This is a genomic window from Aquabacterium sp. A7-Y, assembly GCF_026153205.1.
Taxonomy (GTDB): Bacteria; Pseudomonadota; Gammaproteobacteria; order Burkholderiales; family Burkholderiaceae_C; genus Caldimonas.
Genome location: NZ_JAPFBW010000037.1, coordinates 33,594 through 60,407, shown reverse-complemented (window position 1 = coordinate 60,407; position 26,814 = coordinate 33,594). Strand labels below are relative to the sequence as shown.

The window sequence follows — 26,814 nt, the reverse complement described above, 5'->3', positions numbered from 1 at the left end:
ACTCACCAGCGTCACCGACGCGAGGCGCAACACGACCAGCTATGGCATCGACGGCCTGGGCAACCCGGTCAACGTCGTCAGCCCCGACACCGGCACCACGACCGTCACCAAGGTGGATGCCGCCGGCAACGTCACCGAGCTGACGAATTCGCGCGGGCAGAAGATCTTCTACGCCTACGACAGCTTGAACCGCCCCACCACCATTACCTGGCCGGGCGGCGCCAAGACGGTTTACGGCTACGACGCTTACAGCACCACCGCCGGCGCCGAGAACTACGGCCGCGGCCAGCTCACCAGCCTCACCGAACTGAACGCCAGCGCCGTGCAGACCAGCCGCCTGGAGTTCGCGTATGACCCGCAGGGCCGGGTGCTGCGACGCTGCCAGCTCTCGGGCGCGGCCACCACCTGCACCGCCGCCGATACCCTGAGCTACCGCTGGGGCAGCAGCGGCACCCAAGCCGGCCGGCTGCTGCGGCTGACCTATCCCTCGGGCCGTCAGGTCGACTACCAGTACGACACCCAGGGCCGCATCAGCGGCATCACCACCACCGACCCCGGCAGCAGCACACCCAAGGCGGTGGTCAGCAGCGTGGAGTACCAGACGCTCAACGTGGGCAGCTACGCCGTTAAGAGTTTCACCTTCGGCAATGGCAGCACGACCCCGGTGCAGCGCTACAGCCGCAGTTTTGACCTCGATGGTCGGATTACGGGTTTTACCCTCGGCCAGGGCGCCAGCGGCGTCAGCGCCGAGCAGGCGCAGTACACCCTGCAATACGACCCGGCCAGCCGCATCACCGAGATCGGTACCGGCCCGGCCGCCACACCGACCAAGGTGACCTACGGCTATGACAACCTGGACCGGCTGACGCAGGCGGTGCTGCCGACGGCCACTTACAGCTACGCCTACGACCTCAACGGCAACCGCACCCAGCGCATCTTGAGCGGGGCCGGCGCCAGCACCACCACCTACACCTACCCGGCAACCAGCAACCGGCTGCAAAGCGTGCAGCAGGACAGCCAAGCCGCGCAGCCGATCACGACGGACGCCACCGGCAACATCACCGTCGATCCGGCCAACCCGGTGGGCACCATCAACTACGCCTACACCACCGGCGAGGGGCTCGTGGTCACCGGGCGCTTGAATGTGAGCTACGGGCCGATGGCCCGCCACGTCTACAGCCACAACGGGCTGGGCCAGCGCATTCGCAAAGCCGGATCCACCCTCACCTCCGGCACGGTCACCTACAGCCCGCCGGCGTATGTCGGCTCCAGCGACACCTACTTTCACTATGACGAATCCGGGCAGCTGATCGCCGAGCGTGATGCCAACCAACTGGTCAAGCGCGAGTACATCTGGCTCTACGACACGCCGGTCGCGGTGATCACCGGAGCGACGCCGACGCAGCCGGTCCGCATCACCGGTACTACGCTGAACCTGCCTCAGGTGCGCTACATCCATAGCGACCACTTGAACACGCCGCGGCTAATCACCGACACGACGGGCGCCAAGCGCTGGGAGTGGGCCGTCCTGAGCGAGCCCTTCGGGATTGCGGCGGCCAACGGGACCCCACAAGGCCAGGCTACGGCTCAGAAGCTGGACTTCCACCTCCGCTTCCCGGGGCAGTACTTTGATCAAGAGACTTCCACCGCGTATAACTACTTTCGGACCTACAACCCGCACGCTGGGCGGTATTGGCAAAGTGACCCAGTAGGTCTAGCCGGCGGGCTGAATAGCTACGCTTATGTAGCCGGAAGCCCTTTGCGTTATTCTGACCCGAAGGGGTTATTCGTCGCGCAGTTCGCGCAGCTCGTCCGCAGTCTCTTGCCCCTGGTTGCCGGCGCGACCGTCGTGGAAGCCACCCGACCAAGAAACATGTCAAGGTTAGAGGAGAGACAGTTCGATAGAATTTGCGTCAAATCAGATGATCCATGCCAGGCGATAAAAGAGGAAACAAATAGAGCGATCGACATGGCCTTACCCAAAGTGATTGACATGCTAAACGACCGAGGCGGATTGTTCGGAGGATCGGGCTGGACCACTCACGCCAGAAATCTTCAGGGCCGTATCGACCAGATCAATGCGCTAATCAGTCTTGGACAGAAAATGGGCTGCGATATGACGCCAGAAATTATCAGAGCCATGGGAGTTTATGTACCTAACATGCCTAGGACACCATGAAGATCTATGTTGATTTTAGTGTTTTCTCCAGCGATGGAACCGCAGTTGGCAGAGTTTCTGGAACCGTTGATCTGGTAGCGGTACCACCTTTAGGAAGCTTTCTGATGCTAAATCAACCAAGGAATGGCACCATGCCAAAATTCATTGAAGGCTTCACGGGACGGCTGCGAGTGACTGAGCTTCAATTTCAACCGTCCCTGGAGGAAGTCGGCGTGGCGGCAAGCTTAGAAGATGTTGTGGTGCCATCAGTCGAAGATGCGAGAGAGTTGATGCGGTTCTTTCAAGAGGCATTCGGGCTCTCGCCAGATGAGTACGAGCTCGGATTGTTTTGAGGCAGTTGAGTCAGGCAATGCGAGCGTATTGCCTTGCCATTAGCCAAGCTCTGCGGCCCTATTGGCACGTAACTTAGACATGCAATCAACCAAGAATCTTGCAAAAGAACGGCAACCGGCAGCGTATAACGCCACCCGAGCTGCAGCCCGTTTGTCGAATAACTGGCAGAACTGAATGCATCCTTCAATATGAGCCGCCCGTAGGCGATTTTGGATTCTGCTTGCGGATTGGGTCGCAATTCCTGCTTTCGCTGCACCGGAGGACTGCTTGGAGAACGGCGGACATGGAATGCATCACGCCCGGACTTGTCTCGACCGCCGAGATCAAGCAGATGACACACAATCGGATTGTTGCATTGCTGGCAGCAAACGGCGTCCCACCGGAAGCTGTCACCATATGCAGCAGTAGTATCAAACACCGCTTTGCGCCACTTAGCGAAAGCGGGGCTCTCCACACAATAGATTCAGCCATTTGGCACAAGGCCCGGCCGCCATCAGCTCACCTGAGCTACACGTTCTGTCCTTGCGCAGAGGAAGCACAAGCATTCGTGGACAAGTACAAGAGTTGGAATTCTTGCCTCGTGGGTTTGACTAGCGGTGACTTCAAACCCCTAGGGCGTGAAGGCCTGATAGATCTAGCGCCGCTTCTGGAGCCTTCTCGCTGCACATTTCTTGGTTACGACGTCATTGACACCACCGGATTGAGTGCTCTAACGAATGTGGGTTCTCGCCTGTCGAGGTTACAAAGATGCGCCAAAGCCTTGCACTCAATATGGCCTCATCGGCAAATTTTGCGATGCGGAAAAATTTTCGGTTTTGGCTTCACAGCTAGCAGCCGAGCACGCACCATTTTTAACTGTGGAAATACTGAAATGGACGTCATAGTTGCTGCTATTGTTGAGTTGACTCCGGCATCTCTCATTTTCAATAACGTGAAAAGACTTGAAGGTCAGCATTGATTAGGGCAACAGCGAATTCACAAGATCAGTTCAGGGACTCCATATCCATGAAATCACTTGCATTCCCGTTAAGCCGGCAAAAAGTTCGTTGATGAATCCTCCCGAGAAACGGCCGCACCCGTCGTTGTGCTGCTCACCGGGTCGCTCGATCCGGGTGCGCGCCACGCCTGGCCGCAGTCTTTTTCTACACTTATTCAAATCAGCCGATGCCACATCAATGGGCTGTAGAAGGCCGCGATGGGAACGCAGGGATGGGAACTCCACGCGACGGCTGGCGCCGGCCGCGTTTTCACCGGCGAACGGGAAGGGACGAGCGGATCGCCGTCAGGCCAGCCCTGTCCGACTGGGTGGGCGGCACCTCGCGGCTGCGGGAGCTCTTGATGGACGCTCCCCAGCAGTACGTGCTCAGCGCGGATAAGTCGCACGCGGACGACCCGCCAGTGGCGGGGCTGGTGCCGGGCAAGGGCCGCACGAAGACCGGGCGCCTATGGCCCTACGTTCGTGAACACGGGCCTCCGCCATCAGCGCACGGAGTCTCACGCAGTGGGTTGCCGGGACGGCTTGCTCATCTCCGAATCCGTGGACCGGCCCGTTCGCCGGTGGACCAACCCGACCCGGTGGAGAAAACGCGTGTCAACAGAACCGCACCTCGACCTCGACCAGGCACGTCGGCGGAGGCTGTCACCTCGCCTTTGTCGTTGATCGCATAGGCGTTGTACAACCGAATGTCCTGTCCCAGTGGGTCAGTGGGATCGATCAGGTCCTTGAGCCGCTGAAGTCCGCCGCTTCGCGACCACAAGATGGCTTCGTCGTTCAAGCTGCCGGCGACCTGACCCTCGTTGTTGATGTCGTTGGCATGGCTGTATGCGTTACGCGGCCCTCCGAGGCGCAGCAGTCCTTCGTGCTTGCTCCATACGAAAGCCTCCCGGCGACCATCGCTCGAGCGCGTCTCCCCTACGACCTGCCCCTGTTCGTTGATGGCGTTGGCCTGGCTGCTCATGTTCGGAGGACCCAAATGGGCGCCGAGATCCTGCATGCCGGTGGCCTCGCTCCAAAGGAACGCACGTTCCCCGGTCCCGGCATTCTGGACTGTGACGGCTGCGAAGCCCACCACTTGCCTGGCGTTGTTGATCGCCCTCACGCTGACGCGGCCCTGCGGGTAAGTCGGCAAAGAGCCGAGGTCACGCACCCCGCCCCTGTGGTCCCAGAGCACTGCCCTGCCACTGCTCTCGCCGACCACATCGCCGAGATCATTGATGGCCTGAGCAAAGGCGGACTTCCGGTGGCCGGGCCGCTCAAGATCCGGTAACGCCTTGACGTCGCCACCAGCCGCCCACAGGACGGCACGGAACCGGCCTGGCCAGGGTTCACGATTGGAGCCGAAGGTCTCTTCCCAGCCAACGATCTGCCCTCGCTGGTTGATGCCGTAGGCCTGCTGTTCCCAGCCGCCGCTCGCGGGCAAGTGGGGGAGCGCTTGCGCCCGGCCGTCGCGGCCCCACAAAACAGCGCCGGAACCTTCGCCTTGAAACTTGCTGACGCCAACAATCTGGCCGTGATCGTTGAGATCGGTGGCGCGGGTAACGTCCTCGTAAGGAGGGAGATGATCGAGCAGAACGACGCGGTAGCCGGGCTCGGCTTCTGCGCCCAGCGCGGGGAGCGCCGCAACGGCAGCAACAAGGTATCGGCACACGGCATGATGAATGGGAGTGCTCATGGCGAGACCTTTCAGCGGAGACGGCCCTCATCAAACTAGTCGTTCGACGCGCCAGCGTCCACCCACCGGCGCAGCTTCCCGCTTCGGCGTCCGGGATCGAGCTAGCCCCGGCCTCCGCCATCGCTGGTTCCCCGGGGCTTCAGCGCCCCTCCGCCGTCGTCGGCGATCTCGCTGTGCAGGGCGATCCTGGGCGCCTATGCTGTTCCGTATCGAGCTGCGGCAGACGCCGCCACCGCACGACGGCACCGAACGGAACGAGTCAGCGCAGGAGGACGACGGGGCCAAAGCGCCGGCATGCGACAAGCCGAACTGAGCTGACAGGCCGTCCGATGCTGCAGACAGGAGCACTGACATGAACCTACTTCTGCATCGTTTCCGCTGTGTCTCCGTCCTGCTGGCGCTGCTGAGCAGCGTCGCTGCCGCAGCGCCACCGCTCTACCGCGCGGAGCGTTTGCCCGGTCTCTCGCCAGACGGCACCCCGGGGTCTGCTGCACTCTTCTACCAGTGGCTCAGCGATGCCGGTGAGGTGGTCTACCAAGTGCCCATGACCGGACGCCTCGCCGTCTGGTCCGGCGGCCGGCTGCGTGAACTTCCACCCTTGGGTTTGGACCCGGAGGGGAACAGGGACACGGTGCTCACCGGAATCAACGCGGCCGGTACCGCGATCGGCCTTGCCTCGATCCACCGTGGTCACACCTATCTCGGCAGTCGGGCGGTCCTGTGGCCGTCGACAGGCGGCATCATCGAGATCGGGCTCTTCGGCACCGATGCCACCGGATATGGCTCATCCTACCCCTCCGCGATCAACGACAGCGGTGTTGTTGCCGGCGGCTCGGAAGTCTTCACTCGAGAGGGCCGCTCCCTCGGCAGACGGGGTTTCCTGTGGCGACAGGGCCAACTGCTCCAGTTGCCTCCGCTGTCCATTCCGGGCTATATCCAGGAGGGATCGTTCGCCCTGGCGCTAGACTCTGCAGGGCGCGCAGTCGGCTACTCCTCTCTCCGGTCGGGCGAGGTGACCCTTACACGGGCGACCCTGTGGACACCTGAGGGCCACCCGATCGACCTGGGGTCGCTCTACGACCGACCCGGAAGCCCGGGCAGCAGCTCCGCGGTGGCCATCAATGAGCGCGGCGAGGTGATTGGCGCCAGCTCACCGACCGTCGCTGAGGCCGAGCAGGAGGCGGCTCGGCGTCTTTCACGGCCAACGATGTGGTCCGCGGGCCGGATCATCGACTTGGGGTCGATCGACGCCCCGCCGCGCGGCAATCTGCAGGGGCCGTTCGGGAGCGGGGCGTATGACCTGAACAACCTTGGTGAGGCTCTCGTATCCATGGACCCACCCAGCCCTCATCTGATGCAGGACGCTGCGCTATGGCGAGCCGGGCGCTTGCACCACCTGCGTCCTCCTTCACCGGCCGGTCCGCAGGCCTACGCCTGGGCGCTTGATCTCGACGACCAGGGGATCGTGGTCGGCGACGGTGAAAACCAGCCCGGGGCCTCGGGCCGGCGCGCACTCGTTGCCCGTGACGGCGTGACTTTCATGGACCTCAATGAACTGGTCAGACCGGGCGACCTGCAGGGCTGGACGCTGATCGCTGCCGAGCAGATCAATCGCCGCGGGCAAATCCTCGCCCACGGCGAGGATCGCGAATATCGCCAGGCCCTCTTCGTTCTCACGCCTCTAGATTGATGCGGCGGCTGCGTCGCGCTTTCTACAAACGCGAAGCCCTGCGTGGCGGCCGCCGGTGGGTCTGAACGGGCTCAACGGGACCCTCCGCATAGTCCCCACCTGGCCTCCCCTCACCCCCCACGCAACTCACGAAACCCCACCACCACCCTCATCACCCGGCACGTCGCCTCATCCAGCGGCCCGACTGCCCGATGCGCCACTGCCAGCTGCCGCGTCAACGCCGGCCGCAGCCTCACGATCTGGATCCTCCCCTCCAACGCCTCGCTCGGATCCTCGAACGGCAAAATCGCCGCCCCGTAGCCCGCAGCCACGAGCCGCCGCGTCACCTCGTTGAACTGCATCTCGATGCGCGCCGTCGGATGCAACCCCGCCGCCCCGAACCATGCCATGGTCTGCTGATGCACCTGCGTCGTGGGCTCGTTGAAGATCAGCGGCCGGCTCGCCAGCCACTGGGGCGTCACCGCTTTCGGGGCCTCCCAGCGCGCCGGCAACATCGCGACCATCGGCGTGTGCCGCCAGGGCGTCACCTTGAGCCCGGGGAAGACGGCCTGCGGCGTGGCGACCAGCGCGAGGTCCACATCGCCGACGAACAGCTTGTTCATCAGCTCGGCAGAGCGCCCCACCGTCACCTGGACATCGATGTTCGGCAGCTCCGCGTCGAGCCGCTCGAGGATCTGCGGCAGCAGGTGCACCATGGCGCCGGAGGAACTGCCCAGCCGCACCCGTGCGACCTGGCCTTCACGATGGCGCTTGACGAGCTCGACCGCCTCGTTCGCGTCGCGCAGCAGCTGGCGCGCCCGTGCGACCAGCACCTCGCCGGCACCGGTGGGCGTCACGCGACGCCCACCGCGGAAAAGCAGCAGGGTCGCCAGCCTCGCTTCGAGCTCGCTCACATGCAGGCTGACCGTCGGCTGCGCCAGGTGCAGCGCCCGCGCCGCAGCCGAAAAGCTGCCGAGCTCCGTGACAGCAACCAAGGTACGCAGCTGGTCGAGACTCAGTTCTCGCATCATCTTTCCTGATAGCGGCAAGCAGCAAATTCAACTTTTCCGATGAGACCACAAAGGGCAGCATAACGCCGATGAACTCCCGGTCGAACGCCGCCCGTCCCGCCTCGCTCAACGTCCATGCCCTGGTCGCCCTGTGCGTCCTGAACCACATCGCGCTCACCGGCAGCCGTGTCGCGGTATCGCTGAGCGCACTGACGCTCGGCTTCTCCGCCTTCGAGGTCGGCCTTCTGCTGGCGCTCTTCTCCTTGCTGCCAACACTCGGCGCAGTGGCCTTGGGCCGCTGGATCGACCGCGCCGGCACACGGGCGCCGGCGCTATCCGGCATGGCGGCCGTCTGCGTCGGCCTCCTGCTGCCAGCCTGGCAACTGACGCCCGCCATGCTGTGGCTGGCCGCGGCGCTGCTCGGATCCGGCTACAGCGCCCTGCTGCTGGCAGTGCAAGCCCAGCTCGGCCGCTGCCCCGATGCCGCCGAGCGCGCCAAAGCTTTCTCGGCCTTCGGGCTCGGCATGGCCATCTCGGGCAGCGTCGGTCCACTCGTCGCAGGCCAAGCCCTCGCGCTGGCCGGCAACCGGCTCGCGTTCTTGCTGCTGGCAGGCTTCGCGCTGCTGGCGTGGGGCGCCGCGGTGCTTGGACGACGTCGACTGGACGGCCCAGGCGGGCGAGCAGCCGGGGCGCAGAGCAGCCGGCCGTCCATGCGCCAGGTGCTCGCCGATCCGAAGCTGCGCCGCATCCTGCTCGCCGACCTGTTGATCGCGATCGCCTGGAATGCCAACACCTTCATCGTGCCCGTCTTCGGCACGCAACATGGCTGGTCGGCGGCGGCGGTCGGCCTTGTGCTCGCGACCTTCGGCGGCGCGGTACTGCTCGCGCGCGCCCTCCCCGCCGCGTGGCGGCAACGCCTGGGCGACTGGCACATGATCCGTTTTGCGCTCGCGTCCAGCAGCGTGTGCTATCTGCTGTTCCCGTTCGCGGGCTCGCTGCCGATCGCGTTCGCGCTCGAATTCGTTCTCGGGCTCGGCCTGGGCGGCGCCTTGCCGAGTGTGCTCGCGCTGCTGCATGCAAAGTCGCCCGCCGATCGGAGTGCCGAAGTGCTGGGCGTTCGGCTGGTCGCCCTCAACATCAGTGCGGTGGTACTGCCCATGGGCCTTGGGGGAATGGCGGCGTCGCTCGGCTTCGCCGGCGCAGTGTGGTGTCTGGCTACCGTTTTTGCCTATGGGGCAGCCAGGCAGCGGCAGCGCGCGGATGCCGGCGGCACCTCAAATCCAGCCTCCGAAAGGACATAAACCCTCTGTCCCTGCAGGATTCGACGAACACCGACGCCGCCGAAACACTCCAAGCAGAAACGAACCCTCGCCGCCACCCCAGCCCTGCCAAAGCTCACGGTGTGATTCCATGTCCACCTCGTTTGATCTCTTCAAGGCCATCCACGAACAGCTCAAGCACCAACGTTTCACCCCGGCGCTGGAACTGCTGCTGGAGCCAGGGGGCGCGAGGCTGCGCCGCCGCTACAGGAGCGATGCAAACCATGCCTGGTACTGCGTGGGAGACGCGCGCTCTCGACTCAGGGACTTTGCCGGCGCCAGAGATGCGTTTCGGAAGGCGCTGCGGATCTGGCCCCAGGATGCCGAAGCTCTGTTTGCCATCGGTACCTGCTATGACGAGCTGGGCAAGCCGAAGCTCGCAGAGCGATGTTTCCGGAACTGCCTGTCCTTGATGGACGCCAACGGTGCCCCCAGGGCATGGCTGAAAGACGCTGCGCTGTTCAATCTCGCCAACGCCCTGTTTGATCAAGGAAAGTATCGAGACGCGGCCGACCTCTACAAGAAGCTCGCCCGCAAAACGGGGTCGATGCAGGCCAAGGCCAGGACCAACCTGGCGATGGCACAAGCGCGAGTTGTGCCCAAAGAGGCTCGCCCCAAGAAGAGGCCATCAAGGTAGCCACCTTTCCGGGTGCGTCAAGGCGGGTCTCGGCGAGCCATCGTTTTCGCACTGCCCGCAAGACTGCGCATCACCGCCTCATGCGCCTTGGTCGCTGCCGCGACGACCTCCCGGTCCGCGTGCTGGGCGGCCATCAACGAGACAACATGCTGCTGCCACACCGGCAGCAGAACGCTGGAGAACTGGCCGAAGCGGTCCAACTGCTCGATCGCCTGCGCCCGTGCCAGCTGCAGTTGCGGCAGGCTCAGTGCCAGCGTGGCTTCCAGCGTCTTGAGATGGAGCAGGCGGCGTTGCAAGCGATCGCGCGGGCGGTCGTACTCGAAAGCGCCTGCACCCGGCACGCCGGCTTCCGGATGCTCGGACAGGTAGTCGACCGCGGCGAGGTGATGTGCCTGCACCGAGCGCAGCCGAGCCTCGGTCGACGCCACGGCTTGCTCCAGGATGCGCACGGTGCCACGAACCCGGTCGGCGGCGCGCTCTGCCTCCTGCAGCAAAGGCTCCAGGCGGCGCCCGGCGGCTTCGTAACCCGCTCGTACTTCGTCATCGAGCGCGAACATACGCTTCAGCCAGGCGGCTTTCCGGGTGATACGTCGCGGGTCGGCGCCGCGCAGCACGGCGCCGATTTCGGCGAGCTTCACGCCCAGAGCGATCACGGGTGACTGCTCCATCAGCGTGAAGACGCTGGCCAAGCTGTCCTCGTCGGTGGCGACGCTGCCGAACTCGCCGATCAGCGAGGGGTTCGCGAACACCTTGGGCAGCAAGACTGCCTTGATGTCTGCGACGCTCATTTCCCTGATCGTCATGCTGTGCTCCCCGTTCCCCTCGTCACAAGGGGCCAGCCACTCTCAACGGCTGCCGCCCCCCTATTGGAGCGCCGGGCTGGTGAAAAGCCAAAGCTCCTGGAAGATCGAGTTCGGCATCCCGTCGCTCATCTGCAAAGCCACCTGCCCCTGGGGACCGGGCACCAGCTGCGACGGCACATCGTTCCCCCCACCCGCGGTGAGCTTGTAGGCCGGTGTCGCGACGATGGCAAGCGTGTTGGCGTCCACCACAGCCAAGCTCCGGGTGCCATCGTCCGCCGGATTCTGGGCGCACACCAGTCGGTTCGGTACCGCGTGCGCTCGGCATCGACCCAGCACATTCACCTGCCCTCGCAGGGCCAGGTCGGAAGCCCCGACCACCAGGTTGCCGACCACCAGGCCTTGGGCGCTCCAGTCGATGTTGTGCGTGTAGTAGACGTCGGGGGTGGTCTCGACCGCGTCATACGTCACACCGTCTGGCAGGACGTTCAAACGATACACCTCTCCGGGGTGGGAGTACGTCTTCAAGCCATAGGCCTTCGTCCCCGCGGCGTCGAACACGACCACGGTGGGGCCGTCGGACTCCGGCGTCTTGGTCGGCTGCAAAACGCCCGCTCGGACCAGGACAACGCCGCCTTGGCGTGGCGTGAGGCCGGCCCGGTAGGTCGCCACGATGACGGCGTCGGAATCTGCCGGAGAGACGGCCATGTCTTCGGCGAGAAGGTGTCCAGCCAACGGACCGGTACCGAGATGGGCTCGCCATTCTTCTTCGAAGTTCGGAAGCCTCAGCTTGACGATTTCCCCGGTTCCGTCGAGCCCGACATACAGCGCATCGTCGGCCGCATCGAGCGCCAAGGCCCCCGGGCTGGTGCCGATAGCCCGGCTCGAATAGCTCACCGCGCCTGTCGACGGGTTGATGATGGCAATGCGATTGCCGTTGCCCGCCACACTGTCAGGAATGCTGGCGTAGTAGCGATTGCGGGTGCGGTCATAGACCAGGTCATTGTGCATCAAAGCCAGAGACTGAACCGTGCCGTCCGTTCGGGGCCATACCGCCTGGCCACCCACCGTGGCACTCCTCAGCACGAGTGTCTCAGGCAGGGTGACGGCCACACCGTCGGCGTCCTCCACCGTACGCTCCAGGCGTACCAGCCCGATCCCCGGCGCCCACCAAGCGTCTTCGTTGGATGTGATGGTGACCGACTCGTAGTCGCGCGAAGACGGCTGCAGCGTGAGCGCGAGCACGTTTCGGAAGTGCGCCACATCGGCCAGCGGCCCCCTCGGTGTCGTGATCGGCCCGATGGCCACCAGGATCTGGCTCCACTCCAGCCGAAAGCTTTCCGGAGCGCCGTCACCGTCCAGGTCCTCCGCCCAGACACCCTGGCGGATGATGCGGCGTGTGGCACCTATGGGATAAAAGGGCTCGGGATACTCCAGGAGGTCGCCGATGAACCGGCTGACGGAATCGGGAGCTATCACTTGGAAAGGGTTGACCACGAGGTGCCCCTCTTCCGATCGGCGATAGGTCACCACCTCGGTGCCGCCAGGGGCAGCCTCGGTCACCGTGAAACTCGAACCGGACACACCCGTCACCGTCCGGGTCACAGCCGCTTCGGTCGTTCCGTGGCTCTGCTGGAGGTCGTAGGTCCAGGTGTCGCCGGAGGCCGCCGGAAAATAGTTGCGCGCCCGGTGATCGAGCCTCGCACCGGCCGGGTTGATGTTCTGCGAAACGGTCGGCAACGGCTCCCGGGTGTCCGATCCGCCCCCCCCGCCTCCGCCGCAAGCGGACAGCACCATGGCGGCGAGCAAGGCCACCCCTCTCCGAACCCTCTTCACTCAGCTTCTCCTTGACGCCGGGGGACACTGCGCCCCTTTTTTGCCCGCCTTTGGCGGTCCGGCAGAGTCATGGAGTGTAGAAGAACAACTTACACTATGAAACGCACGCGTGACCCCTCACCCAAGGGGACCCGTCGCCGCTGAGCGACAAGCGAATGCGGCCATCCCCTCGTCAGTCGTCACTCCCAGCATCCAGCTCGGGGAACGACACCGGCGTGAACCCGAAGCGCGTGAAGCGTGGCGGAAGCAGCCTGTCCTTCCTCGTTTCCGAAATGGCCGAGCTCATCGGCCACCTTCCACGGCAACAGATCTGCCACCCGGTCCAGGGACTGTTCACGGCGCGGCAAGGAAAGGCACCACGTGGAAGGCAACAGCAAAAGCACAGCCCGCGGCAGCGCCGGACAAGGCGAACAGCCCGACGGTGGTCCAGGGGGACGGATGCCGGGGGGCCGCGTCCTTCAGGGCCAGGGCGAGCTCGCTTCGCATCAGCTGTCGCAGGACCTTGACCGACTCGGCACTCAATGGCCGCAGCTCCGCGTCGAGCTGCTGTGGGGCCCGCCGGCCAGTGGCGCTGGCGTCGCGCTCGATCTGTTCCCGGTAGGCCTCGCCAGCTTGGTTCAGAAGACCGATGAGGCGCGTGAACCGGCGTTCCGTTTCCTCGGTCTGTGCCGGCAACACCCTTTGGAGCTCTTTGACCGCCTCGTGGAGCTTTCCGATGTCGCCGAGCATTTCGGCGATCAGGGCGTCCCGCACGCTTGCGGCTTCCATGGTGCCGGTCTCAGTCCAGCAGGGCTTTGAAAGCGGCGTCCAACTCGTCCAGCACCCCGGCTGCGAGTCGTTTCACGCCCAGCGCCTGGGAGTACTTCATCTTTTCGCCCGGATCGGTCGAGTCCTTGATGAGTTGCTTGTAATCGGTCGGATCGTCCAGAACCTCTTGAATGCTGCGGCCTTGCAGCTTGCCGTACAGCTCATTGGTGTGGACCACGGCGCCGGGTGAGAGTTTGAAGTTCTTCCTGTCAGCGTGATACGAAAAGAGGGAGGCAAACAGCGAAGCAGGTGCGTCGCCCAGATCTACCATGTTGAAAAGGACGCGGATGCGGCTCGATTCGACCCCGATGGCGGACAGCGCTTCGATGGTGGTGATGGTGTCGCGCATCTGCTTGGCGACCGGGGCGGTCGGAACCACAAAGCAGTCAAAGTCCTCGTGACTGCCTTTGTATTGCCCCATCAGCGTGATGACGTCCTCGACGTTCGAAGCCCCGATGTCGACCACCGCGTTGTCGGTCACAGCCAGCGCTTCCAGGAGCTGGCCGTATTGTTTGCCTTTCATCGCCTCGTCCGTCAAGCCGTCATCCGCATTGATGGTTTCGATGGGAATGACCGGAGCGTTCTTCAATCGCGGCGCGAGGAGATGCCGGGCGACCGTGGACTTCCCGACATTCCCGGAGAAATTGATGACGGCGATCTTCATTATTTCTGACCCTTGTGGATGAATTTCAGGAAAGGATTGGCTTCTGTCTTGTTCATGTACTGGTCAGCCACCTTCTCGATTTTTTGTTTGTCGATCAAGACTGCCGGACTCTGCTCACTAGAATCTTTTCGCGGTGTTTGCCGGGCGGCGGGCGCAGGCGATGCCGAGTGAGAAGAGCGAGGGGGTGCGTTGCTGGAGGCGCGGCGCTTGCGCAGTCGATAGAGCGTGTTTTCAAAGGTCTTCATCGACATGGTGAAGCCTTGCGCATGCAGCACATCGAGGACGGCAGCCCGGCTGACACCGGCATTCAATGCGTGCTCTACATCGTCCAAGACCTCGCGAAGGCGAGCTGTCTCGGAGCGTTGCCCTTCCTCGGCAAGGACGCGAAGTGCTTGCGAGATGGCGGCTTTAGGAGGTTGCGGACTCGTCATGGCGCTTGATGTGTAGGCGCCCGCAGTGTGCACCAAGCGGTCCGCCCAGGGCGGCGTTACCGGACCAGTCGCGAATGGGCGTTACTGCTTTTACTTCGTCATAAGCAGCCCTGCCTTGCCGTGCAATTGATGTCCAGTTGCTGCATTAGTGAAGTGTTCTCGCCGTGGCGGCGGATTGGAAAAGTCGGCTCAATCGTCGCTCCCCACCTCCAGCTCCGGGAACAACACCGACGTGAAGCCGAAGCGCGTGAAGTCCCGCATCCGCATCGGATAAAGCTTCCCGATCAAATGGTCGCACTCGTGCTGCACCACCCGCGCATGAAAGCCCTCCGCCTCGCGTTCGATGCGCTGCCCCCTTGCATCGAAGCCGCTGTAGCGGATCCGGGCCCATCGCGGCACCACCCCCCGCATGCCGGGCACCGAGAGGCAGCCCTCCCAGCCCTCCTCCTCGGCCTCGCCCACCGGCTCGATCACGGGGTTGACCAGCACCGTCTCCGGTACCGCCGGCGCGTCCGGATAGCGCGGATTGCTGCCAAAGCCGAAGATCACCACCTGCAGGTCCACCCCGATCTGCGGCGCCGCGAGGCCTGCGCCCCGGGCCGCATGCATCGTGTCGAACAAGTCCTCCACCAGCGCATGCAGCGCCGGCGTGTCGAACTCGCGCACCGGCAGCGCCATGCGCAGCAGCCGCGGGTCGCCCATCTTCAGAATCTCCCGGATCGCCATGCCTGCTCCCCTCAGCCCTGCAGCAGCTGCCGCAAACCATCCTCGTCGAGCACCGTGAGGCCCAGCTCCTGCGCCTTCGCGAGCTTGCTGCCCGCCTCCGCGCCGGCCACCACGTAGTCGGTCTTTTTGGAGACCGAGCCGGCCACCTTGCCGCCGGCCGCCTCGATCATGTCCTTGGCCTCGTCGCGCGAGAGCGTGGGCAAGGTGCCGGTCAGCACCAGCGTCTTGCCCATCAGCGGCCGCGGCGCGCTGCTGGCGCTGCCCTCGCCCTCCTCCCAGCTCACACCGGCCGCGCGCAGCTGCTCCACCACCTCGCGGTTGTGCGGCTGCTCGAAAAAGGTGTGGATGCTCTGCGCCACCACCGGCCCGACGTCGTTGACCTCCAGCAGCTGCTCGACGCTCGCGTCCATGATGCGGTCCAGCTGGCCGAAATGCCGCGCCAGGTCCTTGGCGGTGGCTTCGCCAACATGGCGGATGCCCAGGCCGAACAGGAAACGCGGCAAGGTGGTGCGCTTGGACTGCTCCAGTGCGTCGACGATGTTCTGGGCCGACTTCTGCGCCATGCGCTCCAGCGCCGAGAGCTTCGCCACCCCGAGCGTGTAGAGCTCGGGCAGCGTGCGGATCAGGCCCTGGTCCACCAGCTGCTCCACCAGCTTGTCGCCCAGGCCTTCGATGTCCATCGCGCGGCGCTGGGCGAAGTGCAGGATGGCCTGCTTGCGCTGCGCGCCGCAGAACAGCCCGCCGGTGCAGCGATAGTCGACCTCACCCTCCTCGCGCACGATGTCGGAAGCGCACACCGGGCACTTGCCCTCCAGGCGCTTGTAGAGGTCCCAGGGCTCGCTGGCCGTGCCCTGGGGCGGACGCATCTCCAGCAGCACGGACACCACCTCGGGAATGACGTCGCCGGCACGCCGCACGATCACCGTGTCGCCGATGCGCACGTCCTTGCGCGAGATCTCGTCCTGGTTGTGCAAGGTCGCGTTGGTCACCGTCACGCCACCGACGAACACCGGCGCCAGCTTGGCGACCGGCGTCAGCTTGCCGGTGCGGCCCACCTGCACGTCGATATCGCGCACCGTCGTCATCTGCTCCTGGGCCGGGTACTTGTGCGCCACGGCCCACACCGGCTCGCGGTTGCGAAACCCCAGCTCGCGCTGCAGCGCCAGGCTGTTGACCTTGTAGACAACGCCGTCGATGTCGAAGGGCAGCGCGTCGCGCTTGGCCGCGACCTGCTGGTGGAAGGCCACCAGGCCCTCGGCCCCGGACGCCACCGCGCGCTCGGCGCTGACCGGCAGCCCGAAGGCCGCCAGCGCGTCCAGCGTGCCGCTGTGGGTCTCGGGGGCCTGCGTCCAATCGACGACCTCGCCCAGCCCGTAGGCGTAGAACGACAACGGGCGCTGTGCGGTGATCTTGGGGTCGAGCTGCCGCACCGCGCCGGCCGCGGTGTTGCGCGGGTTGATGAAGGTGCGCTCGCCCGCCTCGCGCTGGCGGGCATTGAGCCGCTCGAAGGCATCGCGCCGCATGTAGATCTCGCCGCGCACCTCCAGCACCGGAGGAACGCCCTGGCCTTGCAGTCGCAGCGGGATCTGGCCGATGGTACGGATGTTGGCGGTGACGTCCTCGCCCTGCTCGCCGTTGCCGCGCGTGACGGCACGCACCAGCAGGCCATTCTCGTAGCGCAGGCTGATCGCCAGGCCGTCGAACTTGAGTTCCGCCGCATAGTCCACCGGCGGCGCCTCGGCCGCCAAGCCCAGGCGCTTGCGAATGCGCGCGTCGAAGGCACGTGCGCCCTCGGCCGTGGTGTCGGTCTCGGTCTGGATCGACAGCATGGGCACGCGGTGCGGCACGCTCTGCAGCTCGTCGAGCAGTGCGCCACCGACACGCTGGGTCGGCGAGTCCGGTGTCTGCAGCTCGGGGTACTCGGCCTCCAGGGCCTGCAGCTCCTGGAACAGCTTGTCGTACTCGGCGTCGGGGATCTCCGGCGCGTCGAGCACGTAGTAGCGGTAGGCGTGGTGGTGCAGCTGCGTGTGCAGCTCGGCGGCGCGCGCCAGGGCCGCGTCGCGCGAGAGGGAGGAGTTGGAAGCCATGCGATCCGGAAGACGAGGAAAGGACTGCAAAGCCAGGAGCATGCCACGAGATGCCGTCGGCGGGCTGCCGGCGTCCGCAGCGACCGCGGAGCCCATGAAAAAAGGGGCCGCACGCGGGCGGCACCTTTGGTTCCCTTGGCCGGTCTCAGAACGGAATCGGCTTCCCGTCCACCTCGAACTGCAGGCCCCCGGCCGTGCCGATGATCTTGCCAACCACCACCCCGCCGCGGCGCAGCACGACTTCGCCGCTGGCGCCGCCGCCGATCGCGAACACGGTGGTCAGCTCGCCGCTGGCGGTGTAGCGCTCGCCCTGCACGTCGAAGGTGACGTTCTGGTACTGGGTGCGCATGCGCTTGGGATCGCCGGACGCAGTGTCCTCCACGACATCGATGACCAGGGTGTTGATCACCGGGAAGGTCGCGGTGATCGCGCTCAGGTTGTTCAGCAAGGTCGTCGACGCATGGATCTTCAAGGTCGCGCGGCCGGTGCGCTCGCTGCCGCTGGTCGAGCTGGTGAAGCTCGCCTCGGCGCCACCGGTGACGGTGAAGTCGCGCTCGGACGCACCCACGTCGCCGGTGCTGCGCAGGCGTGCCGCGTTGAGCAGCGCCGACATCGACCCGACCCCGGGATCCAGGGAGGTCATGTTGTAGTTCATCCCCACCGTGCCCGAATACCGGGTGCCTGCGCTCACGCAGTCGCTGAAGGCGGCCGTCAGCTGGCCCTGCATCGGCAGCACCTGCCCCACCGGGAAGGCGCCGCTCTGCATCGAGACCGCGGCGGAGCCTGAGCTGCAGACGCTCGCGGGGTCGAGCGCCAACAAGGTGTCGTCCTTGGCGAAGATCATCGGCGCGCTGGCCGCCTCGTACACCTGGAAGGCGAGATTCACCAGCCGCAGCAGCTTGATCGTCTCGTCGGTGGGGCTACCACCCACCGTGAGGACGGCGGCGTTGCTCGTGACGCTGCCGGCCGCGTTGCTGACGACCACACTGAAGCTGGCGCCGTTGTCGGCCGCCGTCACCGGCGCCGTCTGGTAGGTGGCCGAGGTGGCGCCGGCGATGGCCTGGCCGTCCCGGCGCCACTGGTAGTTCAAGTTGCCGCCTGCGGCGACGACGGCGAAGGTCGCCCGTTCGCCGACCGGCACCGTGGCGGGCAACGGCTGGACCTCCAGGCTGGGCGGCTGGGCCGCCTTGACGCTCAGTACCGCTTCGGCGCTGGTCACCGCGCCGGCGGCATTGCGCACCACGACACGGAACCTGGCGCCGTTGTCGGCCAAGGTCGTGGCCGGCGTCCGGTAGGTGCCCGTGGTCGCGCCCGGAATGTCGACGCCGTTGCGTTGCCACTGGTAGGTCGGCGAGCCACCGGAGGCGACCACGTAGAAGGTGGCCTGCTCGCCAACCGTCACACTGCGGGCCATCGGCTGCGAGGCAATCACCGGGGGCTGCAGCGCCTTCACGGTGAGCGTGACCTCCACGCTGGTGACGGAGCCGATCGGGTTGCGCACCACGACGCGGTACTTGCCGTTGTCGGTCGGGCCGGTCGCCGGCAGCCACAGGAAGGACGAGACCGCGCCGGGGATGTCCACGCCGTCGTGCTGCCACTGGTAGCTCAGCGGTCGCGAACCGACAGCGGTGACCTGAAACCACGCCGGGTCGCCCACGGTGGTCGTCAACGCAAGGGGCTGCTCGACGACAAGCGGTGCAACGGCGGTATCGGGCAGCACCAGGCATTCGTCGAGGTGAATGTCCTCCGCCGACGGACCGACGATGATGCTCGTCATGGCATCGCCATCGAGCCGCTGGGCCGTCAGCGTGGCCCGGCTGTTGCGGCGGATCGCTACCTTGAACTCGCCCTCTCTGTCGCTCAGGTCCGAGTCGGTGCCGGAATAGTCGATGCCATAGGTCTGCACATGCGCCCCCTCGACCCGGCGGCCTGCCTTGTCGGCGACGCAGCCGTAGACATAAATCGTGTCCTGGACGATGTCGGCGTTCCAGTAGGTGAAGTGCTTGACCTTGCCTTCGTAGTAGCGGTTCGGCGCGGTGCCCTGGAGGGTCGCCGAGCCTTCCTGGACCCAGCGCCCAGCGGTCTCGTCGAAGTACCACAGCGGAATCGTGGGCGGCGGCGTCGGCGAGCGCGAAGACAGCGGGATGCGCAGCGTCGCCTCCTGGCCGGCCTTCAGGTTCATGCGCCGGCCCTCGGCATCGCGCAGGCGCACTTGCATCGCACCGAAACTCTCGATGCGCTCGTCCTGGTCGGTGGTGTAGTCGCCCGGCATGCTGCCCGGGTCGGCCGCCGTGTCGAGCGGTGTCAGCTCGACCGTGACCCGGCCGCTGGGCGCCTCGCCGTTGGGCCCTTGCAGGCTGGCGGCCGGCAGGTCGACGCGCGCCGGGCTGTCCGGCACCGTCACCACGTTGGCCTGCGCAGCATCGATCGTCTGCGTCCTGCCGACCTTGACCAGCCGGACCTCGCCGCCATGGCGGCCGCCGGCCAGCAGGTCCAAGGCCAGGAAGCCGTCGGCATAGCCGGCCTTCTCGACCTTGACCACTTCACGCTGGCCCGCCGGCACGCCTTCGAGCACGAAACGCCCCTGGGCATCGGTGCGGGTTTCGGCGCCCGCCACCGTGACGCGAGCCTCGGCGATGGCCGCCGAGCCTTCGCTGCTGACCGCCACGCCGCTCACCGCGGCAGTTGCCGGCGGCGCGGGGGGGGCGTCGCCGCCCCCACCCCCGCCGCAAGCGGACAAAGCCAGAACGACGGCGGCAGTCTGGGCATGGGCCAGCCACCGCAGCAAACGATTTTTCAAGAGGCACTCCCTGCTGGAGGAAAGGGGCTCCGGGCGTGCGCGTGCAGCACCGAAGCAGGACGCCACGCAGCTCGTCAGCGGCTGCTCGGTGACGGTCGACGCGGCGCAGTGTAGAAGTTGGCAGGGTGCTTGCCGAGCGGCAACGGGACCCCGATCTAGGGGGTGCTTGAAACCGGATGTGTTAGGGGCTTGCGCGACCGGGCGCCACGCGGACTTGGCAACACGCGGCTGCAGGGCCGGCGCACGACCGGCCTTGCTTCACAAGCATTCAGCTGAACACGCGCCTGGCGGCGGGCGAGCCGGCCGCCAGGCCGCGCTCCTCCAGCGTGCGATAGAGCTGCTCCAGCTCGCGGCCGATGGCTTCGAAAGCGGCCGGGCTCAAGGGCTGGTGGTTGTCGTCGACGACCACCGCTTCCATGTCGCGGGCCAGCGCTTCGGCGCTGGATTGCCAGGACTGGAAGGGCTGCTCCGAGGCGGCCGTCTGCGGCACGTCGAAGGACAGGGTGACGTGCCGCACGGCCACCAGGTGCGGGTCCTCGGCAAAGGCCGCCTGCGGATCGAACTGCAGACTCAACACGGGCGGCGCCCCTTCCTCGCGGGCCGGCAGGACCAGTCGCCCGGGCACGACGCCCGGCACGAAGCCGTGCCGCACCGCGTGCTGCTGGATGTAGGAGACCGCCCAGGCCGCGCCGCGGCTCAGCAGATGGCAGATCAGCTGGGCGTCGTGCTGACTGGCGAACTGGTCGAGCTCGCGGGCCCGGCCCACTTCGTCCAGCATGTCGGGGAAGTCGGCGGCGGCGCCCATCGCATCGGCAAAGCCCTGCAGCTTCTGCACGAACTCGGAGTACTCGATCTCGTTGAGCGCGCCGGTGCGGTTGGCCAGTTGCACGCCGGCCTGCAGCTGGCGGTAGGTCTGGCCCGGATGGGGCGTCTCCCACTCGCCGCTCTGCTCGTTCTGCCCCTCGATGAAAAATGGCTTGCTGCCCGCGCGCCGGGTCGGCGGCAGGTGGGCCAGCACGTTGTCGCCGCTGACGCGGCTGTCGACGGCCAGCGTCGCCATCGCATCGATCAAGGGGTCGAGCCGCACGCCGTGCTGGCGGCGCAGTGCCACCGAAGGGATCAGCGGCGGGATCGAGGCATGTTCTTCTTCGGCCGGTGCCGCGGCGGCGCCGTCCGGCATCTCGACCGGGCCGAAGCTCGGCTCGATCGCGGGCGGCAGGTCCTTGGGCGAACGCACCAGCGGCTGGCGGATGCCGGCCTTGCGCGACTGCCAGGCGCCGTGCGCGACGACGCCGGCCAGCACCAGTCCGCCCAGTACTGCCAGTGCCACTTGCAAGCTGCTCATGGGGCCTGATGTCCTTTGTAGATGCTTACGCCGCCTCGGCCATGCCGAGCGCGGATTCCATATCGACCGCCACGATGCGCGAGACGCCCTGCTCCTGCATGGTCACGCCGATCAGCTGCTGGGCCATCTCCATCGCGATCTTGTTGTGCGAGATGAACAGGAACTGCGTGCCGCTGGACATGCTTTTCACCAGGTTCGCATAGCGCTCGGTGTTGGCGTCGTCCAGCGGCGCGTCCACCTCGTCGAGCAGGCAGAACGGCGCCGGGTTGAGCTGGAAGATCGCGAACACCAGCGCGATCGCCGTCAGGGCCTTCTCGCCGCCCGACAACAGGTGGATGGTGCTGTTTTTCTTGCCCGGCGGCTGGGCCATCACCTGCACGCCGGCATCCAGGATCTCGTCGCCGGTCATCATCAGCTTGGCAGTGCCGCCGCCGAACAGCGAGGGAAACATGCGGCCGAAGTGCTCGTTGACGAAGTCGAAAGTCTTCTTCAGAAGATCGCGGGTTTCAAGGTCGATCTTGTAGATCGCGTCCTCCAGCGTCGCGATGGCCTCGTTCAGGTCGGCCGACTGGGAGTCGAGGAAGGTCTTGCGTTCGCGCGCCGCCGTCAGTTCATCCAGCGCCGCGAGGTTGACCGCGCCCAGCGCCGCGATGTCGCGGTTGATGCGGTCGATCTCGCCCTGCAGGCCATAGAGCTTGACGCCGCCGTCCTCGATGCCGCGCGCCAGCGCCTCCAGGTCGACGCCGGCCGCCGTCAGCTGCTCCATGTACTGCGCGCCGCCCAGCGTGGCGGCCTGCTGCTCCAGCTGCAGCTTGGTGATGCGGTCGCGCAGCGGCTGCTGGCTGCGCTCGAACTCCATGCGCTGCTCCTCGGCGCGCCGCAGCTTGAGCGACAGGTCGTCGTATTCGCTGCGCTTGGCTGCCAGCGCCGCCTCGCGCTCGGTCCGCAGCGCCAGGGCTTCCTGCAGCCCCGCCTGCGCGGCTGCGTCGTTGAAGCTGTCAAGCTCCGACTGCAGCTGGGCAGCGGCCTGTTCGTTGGTGGCGATCTGCTGGGCGGCCGTCTCGATCGAGCGCTGCAGCTCGCCGCGCCGCGCGGCCAGCGCGCGCGCCGAGAACTGCGCCTCCTGCGCTTCGCGCTCCAGCGTGCGCAGCTGCTCGCGCGCCTGGGCCAGGCGGCGCTCGACCTGGATCACCGCCTCCTCCAACTCGGCGTGGCGCTCCTGCTCGGTCGCCAGCGCCATGTCCAACTCCTCGAAGCGGGCCTCCCCGGTGGCGCGGCGCTCGTTCAGGTCCTCCAGCTGGGCGTCGATCTCCGACAGCTCGGCCTCGATCTGGCCACGCCGGGCGCCGGTCTGCTCGGCCTGCTGGGTCAGGCGCAGCAGCTCGACCTGCAGCTGGTGGCTGCGCCCCTGCAGCTCGGTGGCCTCGCGCCGGGCACCGCCCAGCCGCTGCGAGGCCTCGGTGTAGGCAGCTTCGGCCCGTATCAGCGCCGTGCGCGAGTCCTCGGCGATGAGCGCCTGGGCGCGCACCTGGCGCTCCAGGTTCTCGATCTCCTGGGCCCGTTGCAGCATGCCGGCCTGCTCGGAGTCGGGCGCGTAGAAACTGACGGCGAACTGCGAGACCGCATGGCCTTCGCGGGTCATGATGACCTCGCCGTGCGTCAGCTTGCCGCGCTCGGCCAGCGCCTGGTCCAGCGAGCCCGCGGTGTAGACGCCTTCCAGCCAGTCGTTCAGCAGCGCCTTGAGCCCGGCGTCGTTGAGCCGCAGCATCTCGGACAAGCGCGGCAGTGTCTGGTGGGTGTTGGACAGGGCCGCCTGCGGCAGGGTGTAGAAGGCCAGCTTGGCCGGCGGCGCGTCCATCGCGAAGGCACGCACGGTCTCGACACGGCCGACCTCCAGCGCGTTGAGGCGTTCGCGCAGCGCGGCCTCCAGCGCGGTCTCCCAGCCGGTCTCGATGTGCACCCGGGTCCACAAGCCCTGCAGCCCTTCCAGCCCGTGCTTGGCGAGCCAGGGCTTGAGCTTGCCTTCGGTCTGCACTTTCTCCTGCAAGGCGCGCAGCGCCTCCAGCCGGGCGCCCAGGTCGGCCTGCTTGGCCGACTCGGCGTTGACCTCTTCCTGGCGGCGGCGGCGGTCCTCGTCGAGCTGCGGCACCTGCTCGGTCAGCTCGTGCAGCCGCTCTTCGGCGACCGCCAGCGCCTCGGCGGCCTGTTCATGCTGACGCTGCAGGTCGGCCAGGCGGCCTTCGTCGGGCGCGGCCAGCCCCTTGATCTCCGCGGCCAGGCGCTCGCGGCGCAGGCTGAACTGGCGTGACTGTTCCTCGACATTGCGCGACTCGGCGGCCAGCAGCTGGATCTGCTGCTGCACGCCGGCCGCCTTGCTGCGCTGCTCGTTGGCCTTCTGCTGGGCGGCGCGCAGGCTGTCGTCATGGCTGGGCAGGTTGGCGGCCTCTTCCTCGGCCTGGGCGGCGAGGATCTCGGAGCGTTCCTCGGCCATCGCGATCTGCTCGGCGATGGTGTCCAGCTCCCCCTCGGCCTGGGCCCGGCGCTCGGCCCACTGCTCGTTCTGCGCCCGCAGCTCGACCAGGCGCTGCTCGACGCGGCGCCGGCCCTCGACCACGTAGCGGATCCGCTCCTCGAGCCGGCTCACTTCGAGGCTGGCCTCCGACAGGGCGCTCTGCGCCGCGTGCAGCTCGTCGCTGGCGGTGTAGTGGGCCTGGCGGATGGTCTCCAGCTCGGCCTCGACATGGCGCAACTCGGCCAGGCGCGACTCCAGCGCGTTGGTGGCCTCCAGCACCTCCTTGCGCACCCGCTCTTCCTCAGTCGCGGCATCGCGGTGCTTGAGGAACCACAGCTGGTGCAGCTTGAGCGTGCCCTGCTCCTGCAGGTGGCGGTAGCGGGAAGCGATTTCGGCCTGGCGCTCCAACTTCTCCAGGTTGGCATTGAGCTCGCGCAGGATGTCCTCGACGCGGGTCAGGTTCTCGCGCGTGTCCTTGAGGCGGTTCTCGGTCTCGCGGCGGCGCTCCTTGTACTTGGAGACGCCTGCGGCCTCCTCGAGGAACATGCGCAGTTCCTCGGGCTTGGACTCGATGATGCGGCTGATCGTGCCCTGGCCGATGATGGCGTAGGCACGCGGCCCCAGCCCGGTGCCGAGGAAAACGTCCTGGACGTCGCGACGCCGCACCGGCTGGTTGTTGATGAAGTAGCTGGAGGTGCCGTCGCGCGTCAACACCCGCTTGACGGCGATCTCGCTGAACTGGTTCCACTGGCCGCCGGCGCGCGAGTCCTCGTTGCTGAAGACCAGCTCCACGCTGGCCCGGCTGGAGGGTTTGCGGTTGCCCGAGCCGTTGAAGATGACGTCCTGCATGGACTCGCCGCGCAGCTCGGAGGCCTTGGACTCGCCCAGCACCCAGCGCACCGCGTCCATGATGTTGGACTTGCCGCAGCCGTTCGGCCCCACCACGCCGACCAGCTGCCCGGGCAGCTGGAAGTGGGTCGGCTCCGCGAAGGACTTGAAGCCCGACAGCTTGATCGAATTCAGGCGCATGAGTGGGGGGAACCGGTCGAAGCCGTGCGGCGGTCAGCTCTCATAAGTGTTTGATTTTCCTCGCGATTCCCGGGTTTTGGCGAGGTTCAACCGAGGCGGGATGATACCATCGCCCCTTCTCCGAACAGACCGCCCCCGCAGACGCGACGCCATGTCCAAAAAAGCCGACAAGTCCGCCCAGAAAGCCGCCAAGGCGACCGCCGCCCCGGCACCGCAGCAGCGCCCGATGCCTGTGAACCCGCCGTCGGCGCCGTCGAAGGAACTGCATGTCTTCGACAACCCGGCGCCGCAGCGCGACTATGTGATCCAGTTCCAGATCCCCGAGTTCACCTGCCACTGCCCGCTGACCGGTCAGCCCGACTTCGCCCATTTCACCATCGACTACATCGCCGACCAGCTCTGCATCGAGCTCAAGAGCCTGAAGATGTACATGTGGAGCTTCCGCAATGAGGGCGCCTTCCATGAGAAGGTGACCAACGACATCCTCGACGACATCGTCAGGACCATCCAGCCGCGCTATGCCCGTATCGTCGCCAAGTGGTATGTGCGCGGCGGCATCTACACCAACGTGGTCGCCGAGCACCGCCAGCAGGGCTGGCAGCCGCAGGCCCCGGTCGAGCTGCCCCGCCACGAGCAGGAATCGGGGATGCTGCGCTGAACCGACGCGGGCCTCCGACCACCGTTTCGCCGTGCTGCAGCCGGGGCGCCCGCCGGGGATAATCACGCCATGAACCCCCTGCTCTCCCGCCTGCAGCCCTATCCCTTCGAGCGGCTGCGCGAGCTTACCCGCGATATCCAGCCCCATGCTGCACTGCGCCACATCGGCCTCGGCATCGGCGAACCCAAACACCCGACGCCCGAGCTGATCAAGGCCGCGCTGCGCGACGCCATGGCGGGGCTGGCCAGCTACCCGGCCACGGCCGGCGAGCCCAGGCTGCGCGAAGCGATGAGCGCCTGGGTGGCGCGCCGCTACGGCGTCCAGCTCGACCCGGCCACCCAGGTGCTGCCGGTCAACGGCTCGCGCGAGGCGCTGTTCGCGCTGGCGCAGACCGTGATCGACCCGAATCAGCACCGCGACCAGGGCGGCCCGGTGGTGGTCTGCCCGAATCCCTTCTACCAGATCTACGAAGGCGCGGCCCTGCTGGCCGGCGCCCGGGTGGTTTTCGCCAACAGCGACCCGGCCCGCAACTTCGCGCCCGACCTCGCCAGCATCCCCGAGTCGACCTGGGCCGCGACGCAGCTGCTCTACCTCTGCTCGCCCGGCAACCCCACCGGCGCGGTGATGGGGCTGGACGAATGGCGCCGCCTCTTCGAACTGAGCGACCGCTACGGTTTCGTGATTGCCTCCGATGAGTGCTATTCCGAGATCTACTTCCGCGACGAGCCGCCGCTGGGCGGGCTGGAAGCCGCGCTGAAGCTGGGGCGTGGCGACTTCCGCCGCCTGATCGCGCTGACCAGCCTGTCCAAGCGCTCCAACGTGCCGGGCATGCGCTCGGGTTTTGTCGCCGGCGATGCGCAGCTGATCAAGCAGTTCCTGCTCTACCGCACCTACCACGGCAGCGCGATGAGCCCGCTGGTGCAGCAGGCCAGCATCGCGGCCTGGAACGACGAGCAGCACGTCGTCGACAACCGTGAGAAATACCGCAGCAAGTTCGCCCGGGTCACGCCTATGCTGTCCGAGGTGCTGGACGTGCGGCTGCCGGACGCCGGTTTTTACCTCTGGGCCCGGGTGCCCGGCAACGGCGCGAACCCCGAGCTCGAGTTCGCGCGCGGGCTGCTGGCTCAATACAATGTGACGGTTTTGCCCGGCAGCTTCCTGGCGCGCGAGGCGCATGGCGTCAACCCCGGCGCCGGGCGCATTCGCATGGCGCTGGTGGCCGAGGTCGACGAATGTGTCGAAGCCGCCGAGCGCATCGTGGCCTACGTCCGTTCTCTCTCCTGACACCGAAGATCTTTTG

At 66.4% G+C, this 26,814-nt stretch carries 20 protein-coding genes and 1 pseudogene; 9 read left to right on the top strand and 12 right to left on the bottom strand.

The window, feature by feature from the left end:
* From OOT46_RS25970 to OOT46_RS31055, 4 genes and pseudogenes are all read left to right on the top strand, one after another.
* The coding region (locus OOT46_RS25970; RefSeq protein ID WP_265406527.1) for an RHS repeat-associated core domain-containing protein at window positions 1-2,179 on the top strand (2,179 nt) is incomplete at its 5' end.
* Complete coding sequence (locus OOT46_RS25965; protein WP_265406526.1) at window positions 2,176-2,511, top strand: hypothetical protein; 336 nt, start codon at window positions 2,176-2,178, stop codon at window positions 2,509-2,511. The genes OOT46_RS25970 and OOT46_RS25965, both read left to right, overlap by 4 nt.
* A gap of 284 nt (window positions 2,512-2,795) precedes the next feature.
* Window positions 2,796-3,470, top strand: a complete 675-nt coding sequence (locus OOT46_RS25960) for a hypothetical protein (protein ID WP_265406525.1) — start codon at window positions 2,796-2,798, stop codon at window positions 3,468-3,470.
* A gap of 206 nt (window positions 3,471-3,676) precedes the next feature.
* A pseudogene (locus tag OOT46_RS31055) lies at window positions 3,677-3,973 on the top strand (IS66 family transposase); the annotation flags it as partial.
* Between the two features lie 62 nt (window positions 3,974-4,035).
* Here OOT46_RS31055 and OOT46_RS25950 read toward each other — a convergent pair.
* Window positions 4,036-5,184, bottom strand: coding sequence for a hypothetical protein (locus OOT46_RS25950; RefSeq protein ID WP_265406524.1), 1,149 nt, complete (start codon window positions 5,182-5,184; stop codon window positions 4,036-4,038).
* A gap of 352 nt (window positions 5,185-5,536) precedes the next feature.
* Between OOT46_RS25950 and OOT46_RS25945 the strand changes: the two genes are divergently transcribed.
* Window positions 5,537-6,874: a hypothetical protein gene (locus OOT46_RS25945; protein ID WP_265406523.1), complete on the top strand. Its 1,338-nt coding sequence runs from the start codon at window positions 5,537-5,539 to the stop codon at window positions 6,872-6,874.
* Window positions 6,875-6,984: 110 nt separating this feature from the next.
* On the opposite strand, the gene OOT46_RS25940 is transcribed toward OOT46_RS25945, so the two are convergent.
* Complete coding sequence (locus tag OOT46_RS25940; RefSeq protein WP_265406522.1) at window positions 6,985-7,881, bottom strand: LysR family transcriptional regulator; 897 nt, start codon at window positions 7,879-7,881, stop codon at window positions 6,985-6,987.
* Window positions 7,882-7,952: 71 nt separating this feature from the next.
* Between OOT46_RS25940 and OOT46_RS25935 the strand changes: the two genes are divergently transcribed.
* Both OOT46_RS25935 and OOT46_RS25930 read left to right on the top strand, forming a co-directional pair.
* Window positions 7,953-9,164, top strand: coding sequence for an MFS transporter (locus OOT46_RS25935; protein ID WP_265406521.1), 1,212 nt, complete (start codon window positions 7,953-7,955; stop codon window positions 9,162-9,164).
* A gap of 109 nt (window positions 9,165-9,273) precedes the next feature.
* A complete protein-coding gene (locus OOT46_RS25930; RefSeq protein ID WP_265406520.1) occupies window positions 9,274-9,819 on the top strand; it encodes a tetratricopeptide repeat protein in 546 nt (181 codons plus the stop codon).
* Between the two features lie 17 nt (window positions 9,820-9,836).
* On the opposite strand, the gene OOT46_RS25925 is transcribed toward OOT46_RS25930, so the two are convergent.
* From OOT46_RS25925 to smc, 10 genes are all read right to left on the bottom strand, one after another.
* Window positions 9,837-10,622: a protein KlaA gene (locus OOT46_RS25925; protein WP_265406519.1), complete on the bottom strand. Its 786-nt coding sequence runs from the start codon at window positions 10,620-10,622 to the stop codon at window positions 9,837-9,839.
* 60 nt (window positions 10,623-10,682) lie between these two features.
* Window positions 10,683-12,434, bottom strand: a complete 1,752-nt coding sequence (locus OOT46_RS25920; protein WP_265406518.1) for a hypothetical protein — start codon at window positions 12,432-12,434, stop codon at window positions 10,683-10,685.
* A 354-nt stretch (window positions 12,435-12,788) separates the two neighbouring features.
* Window positions 12,789-13,223 (bottom strand): hypothetical protein, encoded by a 435-nt coding sequence (locus OOT46_RS25915; RefSeq protein ID WP_265406517.1) that lies wholly within the window; start codon window positions 13,221-13,223, stop codon window positions 12,789-12,791.
* Between the two features lie 10 nt (window positions 13,224-13,233).
* Window positions 13,234-13,926 (bottom strand): StbB family protein, encoded by a 693-nt coding sequence (gene stbB / locus OOT46_RS25910; RefSeq protein WP_265406516.1) that lies wholly within the window; start codon window positions 13,924-13,926, stop codon window positions 13,234-13,236.
* Window positions 13,926-14,357: a hypothetical protein gene (locus OOT46_RS25905; RefSeq protein ID WP_265406515.1), complete on the bottom strand. Its 432-nt coding sequence runs from the start codon at window positions 14,355-14,357 to the stop codon at window positions 13,926-13,928. The genes stbB and OOT46_RS25905 overlap by 1 nt, the downstream gene beginning before the upstream one ends.
* Before the next feature lie 189 nt (window positions 14,358-14,546).
* Entirely contained in the window at window positions 14,547-15,083 is a 537-nt protein-coding gene (def, locus tag OOT46_RS25900; protein ID WP_265406514.1) for a peptide deformylase, read from the bottom strand.
* Between the two features lie 11 nt (window positions 15,084-15,094).
* On the bottom strand, window positions 15,095-17,170 hold the full coding sequence (gene ligA / locus OOT46_RS25895) for an NAD-dependent DNA ligase LigA (protein WP_265406513.1): 2,076 nt from the start codon (window positions 17,168-17,170) through the stop codon (window positions 15,095-15,097).
* A gap of 145 nt (window positions 17,171-17,315) precedes the next feature.
* Window positions 17,316-19,970, bottom strand: coding sequence for a hypothetical protein (locus OOT46_RS25890; RefSeq protein WP_265406512.1), 2,655 nt, complete (start codon window positions 19,968-19,970; stop codon window positions 17,316-17,318).
* 268 nt (window positions 19,971-20,238) lie between these two features.
* On the bottom strand, window positions 20,239-21,315 hold the full coding sequence (locus tag OOT46_RS25885; RefSeq protein WP_265406511.1) for a cell division protein ZipA C-terminal FtsZ-binding domain-containing protein: 1,077 nt from the start codon (window positions 21,313-21,315) through the stop codon (window positions 20,239-20,241).
* Between the two features lie 25 nt (window positions 21,316-21,340).
* Complete coding sequence (smc, locus tag OOT46_RS25880) at window positions 21,341-24,856, bottom strand: chromosome segregation protein SMC (protein WP_265406510.1); 3,516 nt, start codon at window positions 24,854-24,856, stop codon at window positions 21,341-21,343.
* Window positions 24,857-25,082: 226 nt separating this feature from the next.
* On the opposite strand from smc, the gene queF reads away from it, so the two are divergent.
* Together queF and dapC are read left to right on the top strand one after the other, a co-directional pair.
* Complete coding sequence (queF, locus tag OOT46_RS25875) at window positions 25,083-25,514, top strand: preQ(1) synthase (RefSeq protein WP_265406531.1); 432 nt, start codon at window positions 25,083-25,085, stop codon at window positions 25,512-25,514.
* Between the two features lie 69 nt (window positions 25,515-25,583).
* The gene (gene dapC / locus OOT46_RS25870) at window positions 25,584-26,798 is read left to right on the top strand and encodes a succinyldiaminopimelate transaminase (protein WP_265406509.1); all 1,215 of its coding nucleotides are present in this window, start codon (window positions 25,584-25,586) and stop codon (window positions 26,796-26,798) included.
* Window positions 26,799-26,814 lie beyond the last annotated feature (16 nt).

What these genes read in the sequence shown, in the direction of transcription:
- OOT46_RS25945 (WP_265406523.1), top strand. Translation starts at nt 5,537, where the DNA reads ATGAACCTACTTCTGCATCGTTTCCGCTGTGTCTCCGTCCTGCTGGCG.
- dapC (WP_265406509.1), top strand. Translation starts at nt 25,584, where the DNA reads ATGAACCCCCTGCTCTCCCGCCTGCAGCCCTATCCCTTCGAGCGGCTG.
- OOT46_RS25930 (WP_265406520.1), top strand. Translation starts at nt 9,274, where the DNA reads ATGTCCACCTCGTTTGATCTCTTCAAGGCCATCCACGAACAGCTCAAG.
- OOT46_RS25935 (WP_265406521.1), top strand. Translation starts at nt 7,953, where the DNA reads ATGAACTCCCGGTCGAACGCCGCCCGTCCCGCCTCGCTCAACGTCCAT.
- OOT46_RS25915 (WP_265406517.1), bottom strand. Translation starts at nt 13,223, where the DNA reads ATGGAAGCCGCAAGCGTGCGGGACGCCCTGATCGCCGAAATGCTCGGC.
- OOT46_RS25905 (WP_265406515.1), bottom strand. Translation starts at nt 14,357, where the DNA reads ATGACGAGTCCGCAACCTCCTAAAGCCGCCATCTCGCAAGCACTTCGC.
- OOT46_RS25940 (WP_265406522.1), bottom strand. Translation starts at nt 7,881, where the DNA reads ATGCGAGAACTGAGTCTCGACCAGCTGCGTACCTTGGTTGCTGTCACG.
- OOT46_RS25960 (WP_265406525.1), top strand. Translation starts at nt 2,796, where the DNA reads ATGGAATGCATCACGCCCGGACTTGTCTCGACCGCCGAGATCAAGCAG.
- stbB (WP_265406516.1), bottom strand. Translation starts at nt 13,926, where the DNA reads ATGAAGATCGCCGTCATCAATTTCTCCGGGAATGTCGGGAAGTCCACG.
- OOT46_RS25950 (WP_265406524.1), bottom strand. Translation starts at nt 5,184, where the DNA reads ATGAGCACTCCCATTCATCATGCCGTGTGCCGATACCTTGTTGCTGCC.
- def (WP_265406514.1), bottom strand. Translation starts at nt 15,083, where the DNA reads ATGGCGATCCGGGAGATTCTGAAGATGGGCGACCCGCGGCTGCTGCGC.
- queF (WP_265406531.1), top strand. Translation starts at nt 25,083, where the DNA reads ATGCCTGTGAACCCGCCGTCGGCGCCGTCGAAGGAACTGCATGTCTTC.
- smc (WP_265406510.1), bottom strand. Translation starts at nt 24,856, where the DNA reads ATGCGCCTGAATTCGATCAAGCTGTCGGGCTTCAAGTCCTTCGCGGAG.
- OOT46_RS25925 (WP_265406519.1), bottom strand. Translation starts at nt 10,622, where the DNA reads ATGACGATCAGGGAAATGAGCGTCGCAGACATCAAGGCAGTCTTGCTG.
- OOT46_RS25885 (WP_265406511.1), bottom strand. Translation starts at nt 21,315, where the DNA reads ATGAGCAGCTTGCAAGTGGCACTGGCAGTACTGGGCGGACTGGTGCTG.
- OOT46_RS25965 (WP_265406526.1), top strand. Translation starts at nt 2,176, where the DNA reads ATGAAGATCTATGTTGATTTTAGTGTTTTCTCCAGCGATGGAACCGCA.
- ligA (WP_265406513.1), bottom strand. Translation starts at nt 17,170, where the DNA reads ATGGCTTCCAACTCCTCCCTCTCGCGCGACGCGGCCCTGGCGCGCGCC.